Here is a 21506-nt window from a genome sequence, read left to right on the forward strand (position 1 = left end):
TTCTGGTAGTTTGAGTAGAAAAGAAGTATTTTGACTTTCTACGCATCCCACGCGCCGTTGATGACCTTGAAGTTCTCTTGTACCTGCTTCTCCGACCATCCCTCAAAATGATCAGACAGCAATTTGATGTATTTAAGTTTGCAGTGCGCGTTTGGCTCATATTGGCGGGAAGCGGTCGCGAAAAATTCCGCAAACAAGGATATGACTAAGCGTTTTTCGCCGTGACCATAATTTATTCGTTGTTTGAGCAGCTTGTTATTTCCGCCGAACGCCCTGGCAATGAACTGGTAGACCTGTTCCTCGCCCAGGAAAGGCTTCGCATTTTTTGCGGAACGTGTTAGTTTTAAAAAATGTGTCTTTACCTCACTGATGGGCATTTGCCGGCAAAACACGTTTTCTATCTTGTCAACGTCAATGGCGGTAGTGGCTTTAGGGGGGCGGGCTTCTTGCCGGGGGCTATCCATTTTTTGCAAGAACGGAGCCATGTCCTTTAGGTAACGGATTTCACCACTGTACCACTGTTTCAGAATGCGGTTTACTTTGCTTCGCTCATCCTTAAAGTTTTGACCAAGTTGCTGCAGTTCATGGTCACGGCGCGCATTGATCAGTTCAATCTGTTTCTTGTCGGGGTCTGTCAGTAATTTTTTGTCCTGGAGCGCTTTGACATTTATGGCTTGTAAAATCATGGTGGTGGCACCAATGATATACTCCATCATCCGCTCTTCGGTAATTATCCTGGCCTTGCTTATCCCAGAATAACGGTTGTAGAAAGGGGTACCGTTCAGAATGGGGAGCTGATTTTCAAAATGAGGCTTTAAATGGGCCAGATAGCTGATATGCCAGGGGAATTCTTTCACCCAGCGGTTATACTTGATGATCAGCTCATTAACATCGGTTGGCTTTGCCTTGCCTTTGGGGGATTCGTAACTTTTAAGGAATGCCTGGAGTTTAGGCACTTTATCAGGGTACACCTTGGCTGCCTGTTCGATCATATTACGCAAATAGGCCGTGTAAACGTTTAAGCCAATAGGGGCGCCATAGCCGTCTGGCAGTTGTCCAAAGCTCTCATAGGCGTATTCAAAATATTCGGTGATATGCTCATACCAATCTGGTTCCTCGATCTTGGCCGTCCATAGGTTTTCAGTTTGGCGTGCGGTTTCGATTATTTTGGCTGGCAAATTCCCAAGAAATTTCTCGCGATCATACCAGGGAGGCGGAATGTTCAGTCGCGCATGTAATGTACAACAATTGGGAAACTGCTGGAGATAGTCGGTAATATTTGTTTCCAAGCTTTGATGTAGCGGGCAGCAACGAGGCCAGTCGGGTTTCACAACATCGGGTATGCCTTCCAGCTTTGTCCGGAAAGCCGGAGCGTAAAAATCTTCAGCGGAAATCCATGCAAATACGTTTTCGCCGCGGCTCTTGCTTTTTATCGCTTTTCCCAGGGCAATAGGATTGATCACTTCAATTCTCATATGTCTGACTGACTAAAATCATCTTTCAAATATAAGAAATATCATGTACTGTTTTTGTAAAGCTAAGGCTGATCTATCTTCTTATTATTAGATTAAATAACACTTTCCCGATAGCACCTTTTTAGTTTCTCCTCCTTTCCACAGAGACAGGGATCATTTTTTAAACCAATGATCATAGATGTCAGGAAAATAAAAACATGTAAATGCGATTCCTACGTAGAAAATGGCCACTATTGGATAAATAACTCTCAAAGACCAGCGCCGGCCATTTAAGGAATTCTTAATATGCCTTTCAAAATCTTTTTCCGGTAACAATTCCTTTGAAGCATTTTTCCAATACAACATTTCCTTCTTTGAAACACTAATATCTGTCCAATCCACCACAGCTTGAAGTATTATTGATGCAATAAAATAAATTGCTAAAGCATAAAAAACCAATTTCAGACGATGGTTATCCGATAATGTATCCTGATCGGTGAATTTGGTAAACAGAGTAAATCCGACCAGCACTAATCCCGCCAAAAGATCTCTTAGAAAGTTAGACAGTAATGTTCTTATTTTAACTGCGTAAAGCTCTGATTGAGTACGAATATCTTTTAATAACTCTTTGAGTTCTTTTACATACGCATCCTTTCTGTCAATAATTACAAAATTATACCGTTCTTTCGCCTGCTCCAGTGCATGTGGCAAACACTTGATCAAAGAATTCAATAAGGTGTCATCCGGATTCTGGTCGAGACTAAGCCTTTCATTAAACAGTTTTTTGCGGATCGGTACTCGATCTTCAAAAATCCAGGCCACCAGCCCTAGTAACTCTTTGTAAAACGTGTCCGTCAATAATTCACGACCGTCGAATATTCGCAACACTATCCGTCGAATTCCATTAACAATAACCTTATCATCATTGTGATATTCTGTTACCAAACATGTTGCCAGTGCTACACATGCCTGGTATCGGAATGCTTGTTGAAGTGGCGTTGTTGCTTGCCTAAATGTCACTTTCCAGGCAGCAGCGTTAATGGAGATATCATCCGTTGTAATAAAATGAATAACTTCCTTTAGCTGATCCGGGTCTGGTAATTGGTAATCCGAACTAGCAGGTACCACGTAAGCACCGGTGCCGGGTAAGAACTGTACGCTTTCCCCTCCGAATGATTCCTGTAAATCACCTACCAGTATCTTTATTTGCCCAAGCTCATTGATAGGGCAAGTTTTGAGTAATGGATTTAGCTCTTTCAGCCATTGTTCACATTTTTCGGATGTCAGGAAGAAATTATAATGCCAGCTATCGGGATGTACTTTTTGGATCAGCGGCCACTTGTTCAGGCGCACTTCCCACTGGCCAATACTTTCCGGATTTTTCGCATAGTCGTCAATATCGTTATCGTCTGCTTCATTATTGTTGAAGTATAGGCGCAAGACCGTTGAAAAACCAAGCGCCCGTAGTTGTTCTGGGAGCTGCTTATACTCGTTCAGAAAATCTGGATGCTGAGTTCCTTGAATACTGAGATGATGCCATTGCTCTTCCCAGCTGTCTGCATAGGTGATCAACCTAGTAAAAACTGCCAGTATTTGTGAATAAGGGGTCATAAGGCATCAATAGTTAAAATTACTTAGCATTGTCTAAGATATCAATCTTAGTCGTCTTGATTGTAATATTAAAAAATCCGTCTTTATCTTTCTGAGGAGAAATCGTCAAGTTAGATTCCGCGGGATCTCCCATCCATTCAATCTTGATACCCTCTGCTGTTAACCTTACATTTTTTTTCCTTGCTGTTGTCAGAGAATCCTTAAAAGGCACAAATGTCTGTCCCGATAGCCCCTTTTCACCTAAAAAGTCTCTGAACGATTTTCTTAACCGCTCCCTTCTCTCATCATCAGGGTCATCGCTGTTGATGACAGCATTAATAAAATCCGTTGTCTTGAACTTATCGGCTGCCATCAGATAATTTATTGCCCTGCTTTTATAAGATGCAGGATCTTGGTTCGGATCTAGTTCTGCATTGCTTTGTACAGCCCAGCTATTCGTAAACTTGACCGCCAGTTCCGTAAGTCTCCCTGGGGTCTCCCTTTCTATAACTTCAAGGAAATTATAGAAATAGTCCGTAATAGGCTTGGGCATTGACACCGCTGAACGGTCTTTGGCTAACACATCCCATTTGTAGTGATCGCTGATATCAACCAACGCTGCTTTTTGGATCGCTTTTTTATCTTCAATAAACGTATTTTTAATTTCTTCCAGCAGAGCTCTATTCCTTGTGGTTTTATATTGATATACAATTCGGTGATCCAGTTTTAAGAGAAAAACCAGTTTTTGCGCATTTTTCATGGAAACCAGCGCAGTAATAAATACACCATCATTAGCCGTCTTTTTATGATGCTGCCTGAATAAGCTAGTGATCAGTTTTGACATCGCTATGAAGTTGGCGTCCGGGTCATCATGTATCGCTTTACAATTCTTGTATAAAATCGAATTTTCTTTGTCTTTAAATACAAATTGAGTGCCTTCGGAGATTTCGCCGAACCTTTTCTTGAAAAATTCCTCTTGTTCAGAGGTTAAACTGACTTCTTCCAGATAAGTAGGAACATGTTCGTGAGCAAAGATGATGTGAAAAATGAACTTCTCAATGTGGAATGACTCTTTTTCACTATCAGAAAGACCACTTTCTTTTTTCATGATATAGAGGGGTTTAGGTATAAAAAGACAATATAAGCAAATTTTATCATCCCAATTAATGATAAATTATTTAAAATTAAAATATGTATTTTTTTATACCACATTTTGAGATTAAGTAATTTTTCCAAAGATAAATAGCTACTACGCCATGGATATGCGTGCTCCTTTTATTGAAGAGCCATTTGCGTTTTGTTGATTAAAATGGTGGGCTTTTACCAAAATGTGTGCTGTTTCTTTATCTGATAGGTTCATATTTAATTGCTTTGAATGTTATGAATGCGATTTTTCAGCGGTATAAAACTCCATTGATATAGTAGCCGATAAGCCGCTCCCAGGCTCGTATTAAGCTATTGATATCTACATAGAAAAAATTCTGTCCGGCTGCAATGAATGATATATACAGGCATATCCCTGTATTCTCTATTAAGACTTTGCACCTTAGCGTGCTTTTTTGCTTCTTCCATTGATTTTATCTTCATAATTCTGATAATTAAAGGCGACCACCTTTAGAGGCGGCCATATGTGGTTACTTAATTAAGGTTAAAAACGTCTGCCCCGATTTTCTCAAATCAATGGGGCCTTTCAAACACGAGGTTTCACCGCCAAAGAAAGGGCTGCAATGCCTCCGTGGGCTACTCCAACGGGAAACCTCTAAAGTCCGTACAGCCTTTGATTTCTAACTGTTGAGGGAGATAAAACGGAAGTACTGGTGGTTGGAGCAGGGCAGATAAGGGGGGATTCTATTACCCCCCCTTAAAAGTGTCCATGATCAGTCAAACACCCGGTGTACAGTGTTGTCCATTGGATTGAATTCAACCTGGTTATAGCTGCGGTAGGAACCTGGTTCCAGCACAATACGGTCATGTTCATCATGCGTCAAGATCCCCTGATCTATCAATTGGATGAAAATACAGAAGTCTGTCCTTGTAAACCCGAAGTCCCTCTTTGATTCAAGGACATGTTTATGCCCAATTGTTTCCCCTTCGCTCAATACGAGCCTCTTTGTTTTCTGTTGTGACATAGTATATTTTTTAGGTTTCAGAATACATTAAACTGAGATATTGTTCTTTTGAAAGATGATATGGAGCGGTATCCGTTGACTGCGGAGATTGCTCTGCCACAATGATGTCTCCCTGCCGAAAGATTCTTTTGGGATGGGAAATATCAATGCGGATTGTCCAGGCAATTGCCCGGATAGCATCAGGATTGCGAGAGCTTGATATTGAATTGCCGAGTGCAGCCTCTTCAGGGATGTAAATCCAGTATTCCCGTTCAGTAGTGGTACACCAGCAGCGTACAGCGAAGACCGGGTTTGGGTCTGACTGCTCACTTTTGAAGAGTTTATTACCATCCAGCCGGTACAACTCATAGGTATCATCGAAGGTATGTTCATAGGGTTTGTTCTTTTTATCCCACCGATTACGAACCTTACTAATAACCTGTTTGTCTAACAGTGTAGGATCGAGCGATTGGAACAGACGAGATACCCCAATACAGTCAAACATCACTCGCCTTTTCTCCATATTGGTTTCTTGCAACGCTTCCTGAACGGTAATGGGCTGTATGGTTTCCCAATGCTCTTCTACGAACGCTTCCAGGTCTTTTAAAGCCGGATGATGGGTAACATCTCTTTTGAAGTGGTTTATGGATTCAAATTTGGCTTTCCAGAAGCGCATAGCTTCGCTTAATGAAAAACCTCTCATGTGGCTTACGATGTATTCAGCCGAATGCAGTTTAAACGTAGGCATTTTTGTAAATTTTAATTGGGTAAATCGATTTTGATTTCGGAATCTGTGGAGAAGTAGAAGCTGTAATCAAACTTTTTAATATAAAATACCAGTTCCGATTTTTCCGCTGAAAAGTCTTTGTAGTTGATGGTGATTACATCCCAGGCGCCTGATATGTCTTTAATAGATTCGATTTCATTTGTGAATTGTGGAATAAGCGCTTTTTGCAAGGTTGCTTCAATTACATCATGCTGCCGGGTACGAGCTCCGTCCTTAATGACCATAAATGCAGAAAGTTCTTCTATTTCCATTTCATCGGCATGTAGTTGAATATCGATGCTGTCAAACCAGATATCCCTTGGTACACGAACTTCCATGGAACATTCCTTAACTTCTTCCCTGGTATCGGTGTATCTATCGTTTCCTTCAAAGCATTTAGTTGCTGGGTTGTAGTATACTTCCCCTTCTGTATCAAACGAGCCGGCAAATGAACCGTAATCAGTGTTATCAGCAATCAGGTCAATGATTGCGTTCTGAAGGTCATCGGGGGTATCAATTATTTCTTCATTAATGGACATTTCAAAATAGCCGGAATCATGTCCCCCATTCCAGGAAACACATAGTTGTTGGCCATTCTCGGTGATCTTCTGACAGTATTCAGTCATTGTTGGATAATCTTTGTGTGTCATGATTCAATAGTTTTTAATTGTTCTGATTTAATTTCTTTCAGCAAGGATTTGTCGGCAAGCCGGGGCTGGTTGAACCAGGTCCTATGCTGTGCAGGCACTTCGAACCGTAGGCATTCCAGCCAGTCTTTCAGGGAGGGTACATTTCCATTGTGATCTTCCTTGCAATGTTCGAAGAGGATATCTCTTACGGACATATTTTCCCCGGTCTTTGTGTTAGGAATTACATCACCTACAAGGTCTGTGATAACCTGGATGAACCACAGGTTATGGGAAAACATCCGGTGTTGGGCTGCGGGAAAGAAATGTTTTGAGCTATCCATTAGCCGGTGAAGTTTCAACGTGTCGCCTAACCGGCAGTTGAATTTGTGAGCACTGAGTAGTGCATGGTCATAATAATGCATGGTATTGTTTTTATGTGTTAAGAAATAAAATTGAATTGTTACGGGATATTTGTGGGTATGGGTACTTTGTAGTGTCCATCGGGATCAATCCAGACTTCAGCATTCGATTCATCGTAAGTATTTGTTTCGAATATGAGCCGAGCAACAATTCTGGCAAGAGTTTCAATGGATAAGTGTTCTGCTGCTTCTGCTTCGATAATGGGCCTGTTATTTCTTGAGCAGGTAGCGTTGATCGCTTCCAGCAGAAATTCTTTCGTGTAGTTACGGCATGATCGGTAAATGTTTACCAAAACCAGCACGGATAAATCATTAGTATTTTTCATGATGTAATTCGCACTTTGTTGCCGGTTGCGTACCGGGTTTGTGGTGAGTGTAATGGGTGGGTGATGAGGGGAGAACAGGCAATGACATACCGTCTCGTCAGTATTTAGACAATACACAGTGTCCGTGGCTCATCTTATATTCTTGCAGTTGCTCGGATGTGAGATGCCCATATAAGCGGAGTGCAGCTTGTAGAGATTCCGGTAATAATTTCCGGCCAAAGACGCCAAGGTTCTTTTCATTGGGCAGCCCGAGGCGGCGCCACTTAGAAATCTTTGCCTGTTCTCTTTTTATCCATTCCTGTAGTTTCTTTGGATGAAACTGGTATAGCCAGACGAGTTCTATCGCGGATAAAAATGGGCATCTTAAGCAATTCGAGGGAGGCGGTAAGGGCAATCCGGTAGAAAGAGTATATTCCTGGCAACTACGGCGGTCCATCCCCTCTTCTATGAGTGGGTATATTCTCATCAGGCTATTTGCCATCCAGATGTGCGGGAATGATTTTGCCTGTCTGCTTTCTTCTCCATGGGCAATGCCAAGAAGTACCTGTACTTTCCCATTTTCTAAGGCATATTTTTTTATAAATGATTTTCGGCTTTTGGCGTGATGTATATCTTGATGGTAATACTGTTTGCCAATGAGGTTGTCCAGGAAATTGTAAAACGGTTTGATCTTTAAGTTATCTGTGCAGCTTTTTGGATATGCCTTTGAGATAATGCCATCATATTTTTCCATCCATTGCAGGAGGCCGGGCCACTGTTGCGGATGAAATCCTTGCCCTGATTGTATGAAATGAAATTCTATATCACGCTGTTTGCAGAATTGTTTTATAAACTGAATATGATGATAGGTCGCTGGATGCTCGTCTCCGGTGTCACACATGATGACAATAAGCCGGCCCTTGACGTATTTCTTGTAAAACGGTGGCTCTAAAGCTAATTTGTAGAGTATGGCAGTGCTATCCTGCCCGCCGCCGAAAGCAAGAACTGTAATCATAAGGCTTTATGGATTAGATGGGCCCGGTATTTTCTATATAGGCTCCCGCTGGAAGTACCCAGTTTTCCGTAAAAATGGGAAGCGTGTATACGGGTGAAATAGCTTGAGCTGCAACAATGGGTGTTGAAAAACGGCACTGTAGGGAACACCTTGTTTAATAAAGGTCATCAAATCAATTCCTTGCCTGATCGTTTTTCCAAATTGCTTTTCATACCGGGCAAGCATTTTACCTTGGTCGGGTGATAAATAGAACGAAGTAGCCATTTGATTGTTATTACCGAATATGCACCACTTACAACTACATCGGTTATAGCCAAGGTAATAGCAGGGATGAACCACTATTTTATGGTGCCGGATGGTTTCCCATACATCAGCTTCTTTCCATGAATGAATGATACGGCACCGGTCTATGTGGCGTTTGTTTTTTATGCCTACACGGTTATCAGATCTGTCAGGTTCAAAAAAAGCATAATGTTTTCGCGCAGGGCTTTCTTCGCTTCTTTCTCCCGATATAACTAATGCCCGTTTGCCGGCAAACCTCGGTTGATTAATAATGGCTGTTTGAGCGACTGCGATTTTAAGATACGCTGAACACCAGCGAACCGACAATTTTGCAGAAAGCTGTGGAAATAATAACCGTGTGTTAGGTTTTCCATTGCCTCCTGAATGAAATATGCCGTTGGGGGTTTCAAAATAGTTAGGCTGGGTAGGGCTGTTGGAGCGTAACATTTCACCTTTAAAACCGCTTTTCTTCCAGCTGAAGAATATAGGTATATTAAAGGGTGCTGCAAACTTTATGCAATAATCAGCTGTACATTCCCAATCCATTAATTAGGATTCCTTACCATCCATTAATTGGTGCCATAATTCGATCCTATGTTTAGGTATTCCCAAATCCAGGAGATGTAAAAGGCAAGCTGTAGAATCCTTTCCTCCAGAAAACATGATTAAATAATAATCATAACCGTGAATATCAAATTCAAAAGACATCGGATGAGCTATATTAATCTGGGAATTATCTTTATGGTCGTTTGTCATTTTGACTGGTGTATCATTCTTGTTATATTGATAAATGGTTCTGCAGGCTGGAAAATGATTATTTCCTTTTGCTTTTTTAAACGTTCTACCTCATATATGCCATCCATGCCCAATAACGAAAAGGCTTCAGCATAAGGCAGTATGGAGAGGAAGTGATGATGAAACAGAATTTCTGTAATCTTCGGTGTATATTCTATCACGTAGCCGCAATCCCCCAATTGGGCTACCACATCTATAACCTCGCTACCGAATCCGTTTATGTCTGCAAAATGTTCTGCTACTGATCGCTCTGTAGAAAAAGAGAGGTATTGTAATTTTTTATCCGGAACTATTACGTCTACAGGTTGTTTTAGAATGATACCTCGGTAAACAGGGCCATGATCATACGGTACCTGTTTTAGTAGTTTTTGTGCAATCTTCAGCACAGTGGTTCGGTTTTCTTTTAAATAGATGTCGGCAGCACCGGGTTGAAAGGGAACTAAAGAATTTGCCGACCAGTTGAAATAGGTGATTAGGTCACCCTCCATCTCTCGAAGGGTGAGTTTTTCTCTCTGCTGCATAATGTATGTTTTGAGTTGAAAACTGGCTGGGATTAACAATCAGTTCCGGCTTTTGTAGGGTACGCCATATCCTTCTTCCAACAATCTTTTAGCCGCCAGCTTGAAGTTGCCGCCACATTCAAGGATGGCATATACTGCATATGGGCGGTAGCCGGTACACGGAATAAATTCAGTACTGGTGGTAAATACGCTGAACAGGCCAAGACCATGATGAAAATCTCCGGATGTTTCATGTTCTGTATAGCCGGGACGCCGGAAATAGGTTTTTAGAGATGAGGTTTTAACTACCCGCCAGCCATATTTCTCCAGCAGGGCTATGATATCACCACGGTTGTTATAATCATTAAATGGGCTGTTGCGATCTATTTTGTGCCCGGATGCGATTTTTTTTGAAGGTGATGGTGTTGCAACGGTATTAAAGCTTTTTGCGATCTCCATCAGTTTTTCGCGCTCTGCAGGAAGAATATCAGGTATGTTATGAAGCCCATTTTGAATGAGCCTATACCCTGGAGATGGATATACTATAACATATCCGCCATTCCCTTTGATCTCGATCAGTACTTTCATCTTTTGCTGAGGGGCGTATAATAGCTCCTCGTTTGTGCACTGCCGCCCGGCAAGGACGGTATTGTTGCCTGTTTTACTGCATTTGTAGAAGAAATGGTAACCATTGTTGCGGGAGGCAGCTATCGTTAATTTTGCTAATAGTTCGGGGTTATATGTTTCTACAGCCTGGACGAATTGTCTGAACAACTGACGTTGCGGATCGTTTTTCTCGTCCATGTCTATCACTTCAAGGTTTTGGCTGATTGCTCCGCAAATAATCGCAACGCCAGTAGCCAAGGGATGGTTAAGTGATCTTTTGAGCCTACTGTGGCTGATGATGATATGCTGATATTGTTTCCAGGAATGAACACTTTTTTTATCTGACCTTACTGCGATTATTGAATAACCAAGTTGTATATAGGACCGTGCAGTTTTTAGCAGGTTGTTCATATACCATCATTTCAGCGTTTGGCACCGCTCTGTAGATACTTAAGAAGGTCCAGCCGCATTTTGGTAACGCCTACAATCGAGTTGACGCTGTTATTGATAGTTTGTGCCTGTGGAATATAATCGGGATTCTCCTTTACCCTTTCAATATTGTCGGTAAGTGTGTCAATCAGCTTTTTGCTGAGATCATTATCTTGCTCCATGAGTACTGTTAGTTGCTGATTTTTGTCAGTTTCCTGAACGAGCTCACTTATGTTACTGGTGGGTTTCCAGTATTCCAGGAAGCTTTTTATGCTTTCCAGCTTCCTGTCAAAAGATGATAGGTTGGTAATGATGGTATATTTATCATTTACTTCATCCATTTTTACATTTTTTACAAAATGGATTTGTCCTGCGTACTGGAAGGTTTTTCCAATCATACTTTCCAGTTCTTCAATGTTTTTTTTGTTGTTCATAAATAGTTCGATTTAAGATGAGTTGTTGATGTTTAATTTCAATGAGCGTGGTATTTGATTTGAGCATTTGCCGGAGTATAGGATCATGGGGGGAAAGTAGGCCTGCCACGTAGTTGTCGGATAAGCCTTTGCTGCTCTTTTCAGCGTTCCGCCGTGACAATTCTGCATTGGAAAGCAGGATAAGATTTTCGATCGTCAGGTTATATGGGTCACCGTCTTTAAAAACTACGTTACTGTTTTTGGGTGCTTTTCCATAAGCCTGTTCCCATGCCCATCTGCCCCAGTGACGGAAGTCCCCGTTACATTTAATAACCGGGTACTTCCTGCCTGTAACTTTATGCGTCCAATAACGGATCTCTCCCTCCGGGCTGCGACCTCTTTTGTTCCAGGCTTTCACCGGGCACTGGGCAAATCTGCCGGCCTTCACATTTCGCTGATGGATAACACGGATTTCCTGGGGCGTTCTTTCCAGTTTCAGGTATTTTCTCTTTTTTTCGATATGCTTTTTTGTCCAACCCTTTTCTTTGGGCCATCTTTTCTGGAAGATCTCGGCCAATTCACAATCACCTATCGTACTGTAGTGTTCAAAGAGAAACCGTATCTGATCTTCCGTGAAATATTCGAGTTGAAGTCGCAATAAGCCCAGCTCATAGCACGCTTTGCGAACAGTTCCAATATTTATACGGAGAAAATCAGCTAGTTGCCCGTTATTGGGAAACCGGTGAAAATGTACTTTTATGGCATTTTGGATAACGGCATCGGAAGCTCGTACCTTTTTTTGTGTACCAGGAGTTCTGCAATGCCTTTCGGAACGCTTTTTCATTGAGATATAATTTTTTATTTATGAGTAAGGGTGAAGACTGTGGGATATGGGTGTAGATATGGCTGTCAGAAGTTATAATTCAGGGTGGGCTTCCGAGCCTTAATTTGCCAGGAGTGGTTATTCCTTTCCCGGAACCCCGGCTCTAATCTGGCATCAGCTTTTTTTAATACGAGCCCTTCATAAAGATCGGTTCTGGTTATTTCTTGATAAAGTTCCCCAAATCCATCAAGGTATGCCGGCGCCATGAATACGTTTTCTACTCGCGTGGTAAGAAGGTGATTAAAAATGACCATGTCGCTTTCAGACACGAACCCTCTACTGCCCCCAAACAGCTCGTATAAAAGGGTCAGGCGTTTTTCAAATGTTTCCCCTATCAGGTAATGCCCTTTCCAGACAAGAATATCCCAGATGATAAACTTATGATTGAAAGGTCTGCCATCTTCGCCATACTTGTTCTTATTGAGGTATTCGCCACATAGTACCATATACTTTTCACTATCATTAAGTGATGTGTACTGGATGGGATTTTGTAGTGAGAGCTCTTCGTTTTTCCTGTTAAAGAGTTTGTATTCATGATTACCATTGATGAATAAGACGGCGCAGCTCCCATTATATTTCGGTTGAGCGATCCACCCCGCGCCCAATCCACTTAGTAATGCCGGAGTAATGGCCGCTTCCGGCCTCGGTGGGTAGATGTACTTAAACTCTGAATAATTTGAGAATATACTCATGGTATTCTTTTTTAGCGCATAGAAACTATTGGTGCAATGGCGTAAAAGAGGTCGTTTATTTGATCGCCGTATTGTGCCAGTGTGTCTATCGTTCCCTTTTTTACATTGACTGTATCTTTTGCTTCGATCAACGCAGCCAGGTCGTCTTCCGGTATACCTTCTGCACTTTGCAGGGCATCGGAGATCTCTTCAATGTATTTTCGGAGAATTTCCTGGTTGAATGCGTATTCTGTATTTCTTTCAATGACGTCCGGGAAATTCTTAGCAACAATGGCCGCAACATCATCCGTCATTTTGGTATAGCGATCCTGTACGCTTACCGTCACATCAGCCAGTTTGAAGGAACCGATATTTCTGCCTTGTTTCCGGTATTCTTTTAAATAGAGATCCCGCGCCTTCTCCTTAATAAATCCTTCTTCAATACTTAGTTTTGCCTCCCAGTTTTTACACTGAGATTTGGCTTCCACATAGGCTTTAACATGCTGTTCCAGTTCAGGGGAAATAGTCAGCGATATAACCTTGCTTTTAGCTTCTTTAGCAGGCGCCGCTTTTTTTGCGGACATGAAGATATTTTCCTTTACGGTGGTTTTACTTTTTTGCATAACAATGTTTTTATAATTTGAAAAAAGCTACCCGCTACCTGTGTTATACGGTGCAAAGTCCCATCTCCTTCGTTGAGAAGAAGTACATTGCATCTGGTAGGTATTGTACTGGTAGGAGGAAGCGCCGGGGAAGTAGCGGGTAGAAAGGTTCGAGAAAAGAATAAGATGGGATCAGGAAGCAATTTTCGTGGCAGGACTGCTTTTTTTCTGCTGACTTTTGGATGTTTTAACCAGACTTGCTTTCATTTCTTTAAGTATTGCCGTTTCCTGGCTTCTGCGCATCTGCCTTTTTTTCGCAATTTCTATTTGTTCCTTCTCAAAATCAGTGATGGGGATCGTGCCTAAGCTTTCGGCCATCAAACGGAACATATAGCCTCCTTTGGTATGGGGGAGGTTAAAACTGTATTTATGAATCATTATTTTCCGAATAAGATAGGCGGTCTGCTGTTTCGTTAAAGACTGTAGTGCCTGACTAAACTTCTCGGGGCCGGCACTTTCTTCCAGGCCCGTTTTTCGAAATGCTTTCCTGACCTCCCGTTGCCCTTCGTAGCTCAGGCTTTCAAACAATATGAATAATGTAAGTATATTGTCTGATTTACCGGCTCTCAATGGAACTGCCTGTAGCGATTTATCTTCTTTCACTTGCGTTACTATCTTTTTATGAATTTTCTCCTGATCGAGCTCTTTGGCTCTTATCTCCAGCCGCTGGATATCTTTTATGCGACTTTCGACATCCTCCACGGTAGGATTGCCCTGCTCAATCGTTTTTTTGGTAGCCTTGGATGCCTTCGGCATTTTGGGTGTCAGTTCAACAAAAATATACCTGCCGGTATCTCTATCATTATGGGAGTATAGTACCAAAGCCTTTTTATACTTCCCTAAAGTGATATTGTCTTCGAAAGCTTTTACTGCTTCTTCGTAATCCGTTTCTGCTTTTTTGAACATTTGTTTTACCGTTGAATTTTTTTCGCCTTTCATACCGTCCTGGAACGTTTTCCACTCCGGCTTTTTCGGCGGCGTTATTTTCCGGCAATCGTCGCCATATCCCAATTTCAACAGTTCTATTCCATTTTCTTTCAGGCGGGATACTACTTCCGGCACGCTGTAGGCGTCGTAAACCAGTATAGCGGTGGCATCGTTGAGCACCTTTTCTGTTTCCCTATCCAGATAGAGTGACGTCTTATTTTTGAAACAAACGATATGATTGCAGTGCGGGTATTTTTGATCTTCCGGGAAAAGCGAGGCGGAAGCAGAATTAAATGGACAGCCCAAGCACGGACCAGCCTTTTTGTCCAGCTCTGCATCTTTTAGGTCGAAAGCCGCCAGAGAGAGATCTCCTTTATATCTATTGATCGCATGAGTGTTAAGGAAGATCTGCGGATGCGTTTTCCGGGCTTCATCTTTATCCACCTGATTTTTGTATAGTTCCTTCTGTGCCTCTGGTGGTAATGAACAGATGAGCAGCGCTGTACTAATAGGGATTCCATTCTTCAGGAAGAGCGCTTGCCATTGTTCAGCGAGGTCGTTGAGCTTTAGTTGTTGGCGGACATAATATGGCGATTTACCAATGAAATGGGCAATGTCATCCACTTTCATTTTCTGTTCATCAATGAGAAATCGGAAACTGACGGCTTGTTGCATCGGGTGTACATCCTGCCGCTGAATGTTTTCGATGAGCTGAATTACCTTTATCTCTTCTTCGGAAATATCCGCATTTTTGATAATAGCGGGTATTTCTTTGAGTTCAAGTAGCAGCGCCGCTCTGTATCGTCTTTCCCCGAAGATGATTCTGAAGCCGTTTTCAAACGGTTTTACCATGATCGGTTGCAGGAAATCACTTGTTTTGATGGATTCCGCCATTTCTTTAATTTCATCAAACGTCCTTCTCGGTTGATTAGGATCGGATGAGACCTTTTCGATAGGTACCAGCACAGCACTGTTGGCAGCCGGTTTCATTGTTGCTTCCATTTTTGTTGTATTTAGTGGTTAAGAAATATTTAAAAATCAAATGAAGCTTGATGCGTGGTCGGAGATACAGGTGCATGTGGTTTATCCGGTATATCTTCCGTTTCTCTTTCGTTTTTTTTCACCTTTAGCCTTTGTCTAAGCAATTCCCGGCGTTTTCTGTAAATAAATTCCCGCAGTCCGTTAAGTTCGCGCTGTAGCCATTCCGTAAGTTCCCGTGGAGCGTTTATTTCGTTCCAATGATCTTCATTAAAATAGTCTTCCAGTGTCCGGCAGCTTAGATGCGTGTAGATATCCACCCAGTCTCTATCCATCGGTGCTTCATGTGTCCTTGTATAGAGATAGATCACGCATTCTACGTCGGTGGCTGATTGTTGCCCTTTCATCAGAGCGATCATTCTAGCCATGGGAACTTGTTTCAGCAGCCTTTTAGGTATTACATCCGCCCATAGCTGACTGAATGTTAGAATCGGAGCGGTAAGGGCATCCATGATATCAAAGATGCCATCACCCTTTTTGAGGGGCGTTTGTTCAGGCTTTTGGGGATGTTCCTCTATTTTGAAAAGGGCTTGTTGGGAAATCCGTTTGGGAGTTGTCGGCATTGGATAATGTTGTGACGATGAAATAAAGTGGTTAACTAAAGGAAGTTGCTGCGCATCGGTCACAAAAGCCGTATCCTGCATCCTGGTTGAATGCAAGTTGTTTTTTAACGTTACCCTGAAAGATATTTCCACAGCACCCGCAGATAAACCGGACAAACTCATGGTCTTTGGGCACTTCTACTATCAGTTGTACCTTTTTGAAGGGATTGGCTTGTTCTGCTTCCATAAAGTAGTGTTCCAGTTCCTCCGCCGTTTCTATCCATCCGGCGGTAATGCTTTCTACCTGCCAAAAAGATCCGTCCGGCTCCTGCCGTAGTACCGCTATTTCAAGAAACATATTATCGATGTGGCCATCTGCGACACAAAGAAAGACATGTGTATTCCCTTGCCAAGCCAGGGCTTCATACCAGTGGCTTTTTTGCTCTTTTATAAGAATGGCCGCTTCTTTACGGCTGGTTATGTTCCGTATCAGGTGAACTCTTGCTTCGAAATACATGACGATAATTGTTAGGAGTGGTGAATTGGGTTAATCGAAGAAATCATTAATCTTATCGAGGATCGCTTTTGCTTCTTCAGCTTTTTGATTGCGGATGGTGGCGTTTTTGCGAAGTGCGTCAGGATGAATCAGCAGCGTTTTCATGCTGTCTATCACGGCTGTGATATCTTTGTCGTTAGTGAAGTTGAGCCGCGGCAGTATATCTACCAGTTCCTGGATGTTCGTTACCAATGTATCCCGGAATACGGCATCTTTAACGGATAGCTTTTCCACCATATGTCCAACAGCATCTTTAATTCTTGTCCAGATGTTTTTTGTGGCATGTGTAATGCGAGAATTGATCTCTGTTTCAATTTGCGTACGCAGATGTGAGACTTCTTCTTCATTTATTTGTAAGCGGAAGTCGGTGCTGTCCGGGATGGGCAGGAAAGTAATTTCAATGTTGAATTTTGATCTTATGACAGCAGCAGCAGGATAATCTGTTTCCCGGAACATGCCATTGAGCCGCCGGCGGGCGTCTTCTTTTAGAACTGGGTATTGGCTGATGAAATTACTGGCAGCTACTTCGAAGCTGGATTTGAAGGCCCGGAACTGGTTCACGAACTCAAAGTAATTGGTAGAAGGCAGAAGCCGGTCGCCGTTATCGCCCCAGGGTAGTGTGTTATCATATAGGAAACTTCTCGCGCCGCTGGCGATTTTCTGAATTTCACTTAGTTCATTTTCTGCAATGAGTATTTTGTTATACCTGCCTGCATTGTGCGCGTTGTGTTCCTTTTCTATTTCGCGGGAAACACTTTTGTCGTACTTGCGGGCGCCCCACTGGCTGATAGTAAGATTCACCAGCAGTGCCCTTTCTGATAGATTTTTCACGTTGGTATTTTTTATTGGTTACAAATTGTTAGTGCGGAGGGTTAGATAATCTGTATGGTTTCTCCAAATGGCGGCTGAAAGTCCACGTCATCACCAAACTGGGCCCATAGCACTTGGTAGTCAGGTGGTGAAGGGAAGCGGCTACAATCGCCATCTGTCAGGTAAACAACCGCTTTGGGCTGCAGGTCATGTTGTTCAATGTAGAGGAAGCCTGGCCGGAAGTCTGTACCACCGCCGCCGCTGGGTTTAAGCTGTACCGGTTCATCGGTATCTATGTTTTGTATGTCCTGAACAGCAGCGTCTACATATATAATCTGTAAAGGAATATTGAATGTATGGGCAATGGCCTGTACCTCTGCTGCGAACTGGTTTATTAATACTTCATCCACGCTTGCAGAAGTATCTGCTATTAAGATGATCTTTCCGGTTTCCGTTGATTCAAGAGCTGGTAAGTATAAATCCATGTGCAGGTAGCGAGGTGCTGGTTTGCTCCAGGTATAGTCATTCCTGGATAATTCTGCAATAAACCTTGCGAGCACTTCCTGCCAGTTGATACGAGGCTGTAGCATCTCTGTAACCAGCCTTTCTAGGTGAGCAGGTAGTTTGCCCTGCCTTTTTGCTATAAGGGCTGCCTGGGCAAGCGTTTGCTTCATGTTGGCTTCTATTTCCGTGGTGTCCTTACCCGGCGGGGCATCAGCTACTTCTCCAATTCCATTTTCATTTTTGTTGCCGGTGTTGGATGCGTGGTCCCCCGTATCTGATTTTTCATCCGAGGCTGGTAAGAGCTGATAGATCTGCTCAGCGCTTTTGTTCAGGTAGCGGTCGTCGGATAAATAACCAGCGGGTAATGCGAACCCGGAGGCCGCCAGCATTGGATTGATGGCATAGTCGGTTGCGCGGTTCCAGGCTTTTACGTCCCGGTTATCTCTGCGGGTATGATGTAGCATGGCCATATGAAAAACCTCGTGGGCGATCAGTCCTTTTGTCTCGTCGATGGTCAGCTCGTCTACATAACCCGGGTTGTAAGTCAGTGTTTCGCCATTGGTAGACGCGGTTTTGATGTTAGGGTCAGGTTCGTATTGAAGAAGCAGGGCGAGGGTTGCAAAGAAGGGCTGTTCAAGGATGAGCTGTACTTTGGCTTTCAGTATTTTATCTGCGGCTTTCATGATATCAGGTTTTAGGTGAGTGCATCGGAGTGATCGGAAGCCCATTGGATGTATGCCCGGTTGTTGCAGATAAGCCGGTTCGTGGTGGCGGCATCTTTCATACTCGCCACGGCGTTTTCTAGGGGCAACCGGTCGAGGTAGGTACAGATCGCCCCGATGTTCTGATCTGTCATTTTGTGGGAAAGCGCTGCGGCAATGGCATATATCGCACCGGGCTCACGCGGAACTGGAGCCGAAGCCGGGTTGAGGATGATCTCATCCATAGATGGTAATTCCCGGTACATTTTAAGGAACCCGCGGTATTCTGCGGCAAATGCTTCCCCGGCAGCACCTTTGAACGCTTCAAATTCAAATCGTTCCGGCAAGGCCGCTTGCTGTTGTCTGCCGATAGCTGTGATGGTACGTGGAGAGGGAGAATTGACAATATCCCTGGAGGGTTGGAAGTCGTCCAATAGTTCGGGGCGGAACCGAATAAATGCGATAAGTTCCGTGGGCATATCGTTTTGAAGGGCCCATTTGATCCAATCATCAGTATTAACTTCCAGTTCCACAATAGCGGCAAATCGTGATTTTACCGGCTCCAGCAACCCGCCAACGGCAGCTTTATCTTCCCGGCGGTTGGTGGCTGCAAGGAATGTTACCTGGTCACTCACCTGATGGCCATTGATCCGGCGGGCCAGTAAAAGTTGCATACAGGCAGCCTGTACGCTGGGTGGCGCTTGGCCTAAATCATCAAGGAAAAATACAGTTTGCCGGCTGGCGTTTATCAGCTGGCGGAGTTCTCCAAATGGTAAAAAATCTGCGGTGCCGTTTTTGTTGGGAAAGGGCAATCCCTTGTAGTCGGTTGGATCACTTACTACAGGATGGGAAATGATCAGGTCTGTTTGGGCGGCTGCCGCGGCTTGCGATACGATATCAGACTTACCGATGCCTGGTTTGCCTTTTATCAGAACTGGGAAATTGTTGCAGATAGCAAATTGCAGGTAGTCCGCTAATGCAGATGGTGTCATAATGAGAAGTTTTAAAGGTTGTAAAAAGTATGAGCGTAGTGTTCTGTACATTAGAAGAGTGTAGTTGCAAAGGGGCTTACGGTAGACAGAGAGTGCTAACTGTGACGGTATATGAGGTGCCCTTTGTAGAATATTTCGTGTACCTGCCTTTCGCCTTTTTCTGGCTGGATCTCTCCATCCATTGCATAGCATCCCAGTTCCGGTTGTTCAGGATAGATACTTACATTATACAGTTGAGCATTGCGCAGGAACAGTTCGATGGTTTCTTCTGTAACAGAGTGTTCGCACTGACCTTCATTCCAGTAGCGCAGTTTTTTGATCTCTAAACACACCGGATGTTTGAGATTGGGAAAGGCCAGGTGTGGAATAACGGTAATGAAGTTTTCGTTCGTGAGCGATTGTTGCATGTAATTGTGTTTTTGAAGTGAGGAAATGATTGCCTGGATGGTTCTATTGCAGGGAGTAGTCGTTCCATATCCGCCCCCAATTTTTTATGTCCTTGGGCAAAAAAGAATGGCATAAAAATCAGCGGCGTCCGCCCGAACATTTCCTAACACTAAAGATGGCCTTGTGGCCAGCAAAAAAAAGTGGCGCACATCGTTCATGTACGCCACTTTTTTTTGCTGGTGAAGGAGCGAAAATTGGGCGCATCGGTCATGCGCCCAATTTTCATTGTGTTAGTGTTAGGAAATTTCGGGCAGCCGCTACCTTCGCCTATTCTTTTTTGCCCAAGGGCGTAAAAAATAATTTTTTTGTAATCGGCAGGTAGGACTACGTGATTTTCAGGGAGTGATATTAGGGATGATGCGACCTGTAGAAGTGGCTGTTTACCTCATCTTATTTTTCTTTCCAAATTCCATTTCCACTACATCTCTGGACCGTTCCACAATCTTGGCCACCTTTTCATATTGCTTACTCGTTATTTTTTTCATGTCCACCTGGCGGTTATTGTTGATATCAAATACATGAATAGCTTGGAGGCCCGGAGCGGGCTGTATGCGGTATTTTTCTTCGGTTCCGTTAATATTCAATGTGACTTCTTTTGACCCACCGGCTTTCAGCGTTTTGACCAGGTTGCTGTATTCGGTTTTGTTCATTTCTTTCATAGGTAACTTTTTCAAGGCATTCTCTAGGTTGAAGGTTTGTGTTTTTATTGGGTGTAATGTATCCGTTCTATCGAGCATCAGCCATTCATTCCCGTTCCTGCAAATGTGCCTGCCATTAACAAGATGAGCAGCTTCACTGGCAGAGAACTGGATTTCAGCCGCCTGGGAAAAACTTTGCCATGAAACCGGTTGAGGGTGTAATGCTGTGGTGCTTTTCGGCCTGGCAGCAACATCAAATCTTTCAAACTGGTAACTGTCGGTACCCTGGATTTTATTAAAATGCAGCACGTAATCTGTATCGGGATGCCGGATGTCGTGATAGCGGATATGAAAGGAATTTAATCCCTGGGCAATCATTTTTTTCAGTACGGTCGATATATCCTGTCTGAAGCCAGCCTGTTTGATAGCATGGGTAAGGTGTGCGAGGTTTCGTTCCTGCCCGATCTGGTTTTGCAGATGCCTGATAGCGTTTTGGTGTAGGTTGACGGTCCGGCGGTTCCCGGTGATAAAGTTGCGCAGCCAGCGGCTTATCCTACCATTTAAAAGGATGTTGATAAGGTTGGGGTTGGTTTGAACGAGCAATTTCCTGAGCTCATTTTTCAGAAAGCGTCTTGTCGCTTTCTCAGGCTTGTTGAGTTTGCGTGAAAAATGTTTTTGGAGATCTGTATAGTACTGCTTTTTCAGTTCGGAAGCCTGCCTGTCATTCCGGCTACCTACAGGGTTATTGATCCTGTAATGCACTTCCTGTTCTGCATATAGCAAAATGGCATCCATAAGGCGGTTCTCCGGGCCTGGTATCATAC

24 protein-coding genes are annotated in these 21506 nt (G+C 43.2%); all 24 read right to left on the reverse strand.

The features are described from left to right. Positions 1 to 38: 38 nt before the first annotated feature. A complete protein-coding gene (locus tag CCY01nite_RS19870) occupies positions 39 to 1475 on the reverse strand; it encodes a hypothetical protein (protein WP_146865473.1) in 1437 nt (478 codons plus the stop codon). Between the two features lie 153 nt (positions 1476 to 1628). Then, on the reverse strand, positions 1629 to 3065 hold the full coding sequence (locus tag CCY01nite_RS19875; RefSeq protein WP_146865475.1) for a hypothetical protein: 1437 nt from the start codon (positions 3063 to 3065) through the stop codon (positions 1629 to 1631). A gap of 19 nt (positions 3066 to 3084) precedes the next feature. Beyond that, positions 3085 to 4152: a nucleoid-associated protein gene (locus tag CCY01nite_RS19880; protein ID WP_146865477.1), complete on the reverse strand. Its 1068-nt coding sequence runs from the start codon at positions 4150 to 4152 to the stop codon at positions 3085 to 3087. Positions 4153 to 4921: 769 nt separating this feature from the next. Continuing rightward, a complete protein-coding gene (locus tag CCY01nite_RS27180; RefSeq protein WP_503826420.1) occupies positions 4922 to 5173 on the reverse strand; it encodes a DUF8820 family protein in 252 nt (83 codons plus the stop codon). Between the two features lie 10 nt (positions 5174 to 5183). Next, on the reverse strand, positions 5184 to 5900 hold the full coding sequence (locus CCY01nite_RS19890) for a hypothetical protein (RefSeq protein WP_146865479.1): 717 nt from the start codon (positions 5898 to 5900) through the stop codon (positions 5184 to 5186). A gap of 11 nt (positions 5901 to 5911) precedes the next feature. Further along, on the reverse strand, positions 5912 to 6568 hold the full coding sequence (locus tag CCY01nite_RS19895) for a hypothetical protein (RefSeq protein ID WP_146865481.1): 657 nt from the start codon (positions 6566 to 6568) through the stop codon (positions 5912 to 5914). Continuing rightward, positions 6565 to 6969, reverse strand: a complete 405-nt coding sequence (locus CCY01nite_RS27125; protein ID WP_371863620.1) for a DUF6915 family protein — start codon at positions 6967 to 6969, stop codon at positions 6565 to 6567. Before CCY01nite_RS27125 ends, CCY01nite_RS19895 begins: the two co-directional genes overlap by 4 nt. Before the next feature lie 38 nt (positions 6970 to 7007). Then, on the reverse strand, positions 7008 to 7292 hold the full coding sequence (locus tag CCY01nite_RS19905; protein WP_146865484.1) for a hypothetical protein: 285 nt from the start codon (positions 7290 to 7292) through the stop codon (positions 7008 to 7010). Between the two features lie 97 nt (positions 7293 to 7389). Further along, positions 7390 to 8286, reverse strand: coding sequence for an adenine nucleotide alpha hydrolase family protein (locus tag CCY01nite_RS19910; protein ID WP_146865486.1), 897 nt, complete (start codon positions 8284 to 8286; stop codon positions 7390 to 7392). Positions 8287 to 8319: 33 nt separating this feature from the next. Continuing rightward, on the reverse strand, positions 8320 to 9114 hold the full coding sequence (locus CCY01nite_RS19915; protein WP_146865488.1) for a phosphoadenosine phosphosulfate reductase domain-containing protein: 795 nt from the start codon (positions 9112 to 9114) through the stop codon (positions 8320 to 8322). Positions 9115 to 9320: 206 nt separating this feature from the next. Beyond that, positions 9321 to 9884: a hypothetical protein gene (locus tag CCY01nite_RS19920; protein WP_146865489.1), complete on the reverse strand. Its 564-nt coding sequence runs from the start codon at positions 9882 to 9884 to the stop codon at positions 9321 to 9323. A gap of 39 nt (positions 9885 to 9923) precedes the next feature. After that, on the reverse strand, positions 9924 to 10880 hold the full coding sequence (locus CCY01nite_RS19925) for a bifunctional DNA primase/polymerase (RefSeq protein ID WP_146865491.1): 957 nt from the start codon (positions 10878 to 10880) through the stop codon (positions 9924 to 9926). A gap of 11 nt (positions 10881 to 10891) precedes the next feature. Continuing rightward, entirely contained in the window at positions 10892 to 11332 is a 441-nt protein-coding gene (locus CCY01nite_RS19930; protein WP_146865493.1) for a hypothetical protein, read from the reverse strand. Further along, entirely contained in the window at positions 11310 to 12155 is an 846-nt protein-coding gene (locus tag CCY01nite_RS19935; protein ID WP_146865495.1) for an HNH endonuclease signature motif containing protein, read from the reverse strand. Before CCY01nite_RS19935 ends, CCY01nite_RS19930 begins: the two co-directional genes overlap by 23 nt. Positions 12156 to 12220: 65 nt before the next feature. Then, on the reverse strand, positions 12221 to 12886 hold the full coding sequence (locus CCY01nite_RS19940) for a DNA ligase-like domain-containing protein (RefSeq protein WP_146865497.1): 666 nt from the start codon (positions 12884 to 12886) through the stop codon (positions 12221 to 12223). Positions 12887 to 12897: 11 nt separating this feature from the next. Next, complete coding sequence (locus CCY01nite_RS19945; protein ID WP_146865498.1) at positions 12898 to 13488, reverse strand: hypothetical protein; 591 nt, start codon at positions 13486 to 13488, stop codon at positions 12898 to 12900. Positions 13489 to 13659: 171 nt separating this feature from the next. Then, the gene (locus CCY01nite_RS19950; protein ID WP_146865510.1) at positions 13660 to 15456 is read right to left on the reverse strand and encodes a ParB/RepB/Spo0J family partition protein; all 1797 of its coding nucleotides are present in this window, start codon (positions 15454 to 15456) and stop codon (positions 13660 to 13662) included. Positions 15457 to 15485: 29 nt separating this feature from the next. Next, the gene (locus CCY01nite_RS19955; protein WP_186831171.1) at positions 15486 to 16136 is read right to left on the reverse strand and encodes a hypothetical protein; all 651 of its coding nucleotides are present in this window, start codon (positions 16134 to 16136) and stop codon (positions 15486 to 15488) included. After that, entirely contained in the window at positions 16087 to 16551 is a 465-nt protein-coding gene (locus tag CCY01nite_RS19960) for a hypothetical protein (protein ID WP_146865514.1), read from the reverse strand. Before CCY01nite_RS19960 ends, CCY01nite_RS19955 begins: the two co-directional genes overlap by 50 nt. Before the next feature lie 30 nt (positions 16552 to 16581). After that, positions 16582 to 17421 carry a hypothetical protein gene (locus CCY01nite_RS19965; RefSeq protein WP_186831172.1) on the reverse strand — a complete coding sequence of 280 codons (840 nt, stop codon included), beginning with the start codon at positions 17419 to 17421 and terminating at the stop codon, positions 16582 to 16584. Positions 17422 to 17462: 41 nt separating this feature from the next. Further along, positions 17463 to 18587: a vWA domain-containing protein gene (locus CCY01nite_RS19970; RefSeq protein ID WP_186831173.1), complete on the reverse strand. Its 1125-nt coding sequence runs from the start codon at positions 18585 to 18587 to the stop codon at positions 17463 to 17465. An 11-nt stretch (positions 18588 to 18598) separates the two neighbouring features. Continuing rightward, positions 18599 to 19597 carry an ATP-binding protein gene (locus CCY01nite_RS19975; protein ID WP_146865520.1) on the reverse strand — a complete coding sequence of 333 codons (999 nt, stop codon included), beginning with the start codon at positions 19595 to 19597 and terminating at the stop codon, positions 18599 to 18601. A gap of 95 nt (positions 19598 to 19692) precedes the next feature. After that, positions 19693 to 20004 (reverse strand): hypothetical protein, encoded by a 312-nt coding sequence (locus CCY01nite_RS19980; RefSeq protein WP_146865522.1) that lies wholly within the window; start codon positions 20002 to 20004, stop codon positions 19693 to 19695. Between the two features lie 420 nt (positions 20005 to 20424). Then, entirely contained in the window at positions 20425 to 21504 is a 1080-nt protein-coding gene (locus CCY01nite_RS19985; protein WP_146865524.1) for a hypothetical protein, read from the reverse strand. Between the last annotated feature and the right edge of the window lie 2 nt (positions 21505 to 21506).

It is taken from the genome of Chitinophaga cymbidii (assembly GCF_007992715.1).
In the GTDB taxonomy this organism is placed as follows: Bacteria; Bacteroidota; Bacteroidia; order Chitinophagales; family Chitinophagaceae; genus Chitinophaga; species Chitinophaga cymbidii.

Coding starts and splice junctions, on each gene's coding strand:
- CCY01nite_RS19870 (WP_146865473.1), bottom strand. CDS start 1,475: ATGAGAATTGAAGTGATCAATCCTATTGCCCTGGGAAAAGCGATAAAA.
- CCY01nite_RS19875 (WP_146865475.1), bottom strand. CDS start 3,065: ATGACCCCTTATTCACAAATACTGGCAGTTTTTACTAGGTTGATCACC.
- CCY01nite_RS19880 (WP_146865477.1), bottom strand. CDS start 4,152: ATGAAAAAAGAAAGTGGTCTTTCTGATAGTGAAAAAGAGTCATTCCAC.
- CCY01nite_RS27180 (WP_503826420.1), bottom strand. CDS start 5,173: ATGTCACAACAGAAAACAAAGAGGCTCGTATTGAGCGAAGGGGAAACA.
- CCY01nite_RS19890 (WP_146865479.1), bottom strand. CDS start 5,900: ATGCCTACGTTTAAACTGCATTCGGCTGAATACATCGTAAGCCACATG.
- CCY01nite_RS19895 (WP_146865481.1), bottom strand. CDS start 6,568: ATGACACACAAAGATTATCCAACAATGACTGAATACTGTCAGAAGATC.
- CCY01nite_RS27125 (WP_371863620.1), bottom strand. CDS start 6,969: ATGCATTATTATGACCATGCACTACTCAGTGCTCACAAATTCAACTGC.
- CCY01nite_RS19905 (WP_146865484.1), bottom strand. CDS start 7,292: ATGAAAAATACTAATGATTTATCCGTGCTGGTTTTGGTAAACATTTAC.
- CCY01nite_RS19910 (WP_146865486.1), bottom strand. CDS start 8,286: ATGATTACAGTTCTTGCTTTCGGCGGCGGGCAGGATAGCACTGCCATA.
- CCY01nite_RS19915 (WP_146865488.1), bottom strand. CDS start 9,114: ATGGATTGGGAATGTACAGCTGATTATTGCATAAAGTTTGCAGCACCC.
- CCY01nite_RS19920 (WP_146865489.1), bottom strand. CDS start 9,884: ATGCAGCAGAGAGAAAAACTCACCCTTCGAGAGATGGAGGGTGACCTA.
- CCY01nite_RS19925 (WP_146865491.1), bottom strand. CDS start 10,880: ATGAACAACCTGCTAAAAACTGCACGGTCCTATATACAACTTGGTTAT.
- CCY01nite_RS19930 (WP_146865493.1), bottom strand. CDS start 11,332: ATGAACAACAAAAAAAACATTGAAGAACTGGAAAGTATGATTGGAAAA.
- CCY01nite_RS19935 (WP_146865495.1), bottom strand. CDS start 12,155: ATGAAAAAGCGTTCCGAAAGGCATTGCAGAACTCCTGGTACACAAAAA.
- CCY01nite_RS19940 (WP_146865497.1), bottom strand. CDS start 12,886: ATGAGTATATTCTCAAATTATTCAGAGTTTAAGTACATCTACCCACCG.
- CCY01nite_RS19945 (WP_146865498.1), bottom strand. CDS start 13,488: ATGCAAAAAAGTAAAACCACCGTAAAGGAAAATATCTTCATGTCCGCA.
- CCY01nite_RS19950 (WP_146865510.1), bottom strand. CDS start 15,456: ATGGAAGCAACAATGAAACCGGCTGCCAACAGTGCTGTGCTGGTACCT.
- CCY01nite_RS19955 (WP_186831171.1), bottom strand. CDS start 16,136: ATGCAGGATACGGCTTTTGTGACCGATGCGCAGCAACTTCCTTTAGTT.
- CCY01nite_RS19960 (WP_146865514.1), bottom strand. CDS start 16,551: ATGTATTTCGAAGCAAGAGTTCACCTGATACGGAACATAACCAGCCGT.
- CCY01nite_RS19970 (WP_186831173.1), bottom strand. CDS start 18,587: ATGAAAGCCGCAGATAAAATACTGAAAGCCAAAGTACAGCTCATCCTT.
- CCY01nite_RS19975 (WP_146865520.1), bottom strand. CDS start 19,597: ATGACACCATCTGCATTAGCGGACTACCTGCAATTTGCTATCTGCAAC.
- CCY01nite_RS19980 (WP_146865522.1), bottom strand. CDS start 20,004: ATGCAACAATCGCTCACGAACGAAAACTTCATTACCGTTATTCCACAC.
- CCY01nite_RS19985 (WP_146865524.1), bottom strand. CDS start 21,504: ATGATACCAGGCCCGGAGAACCGCCTTATGGATGCCATTTTGCTATAT.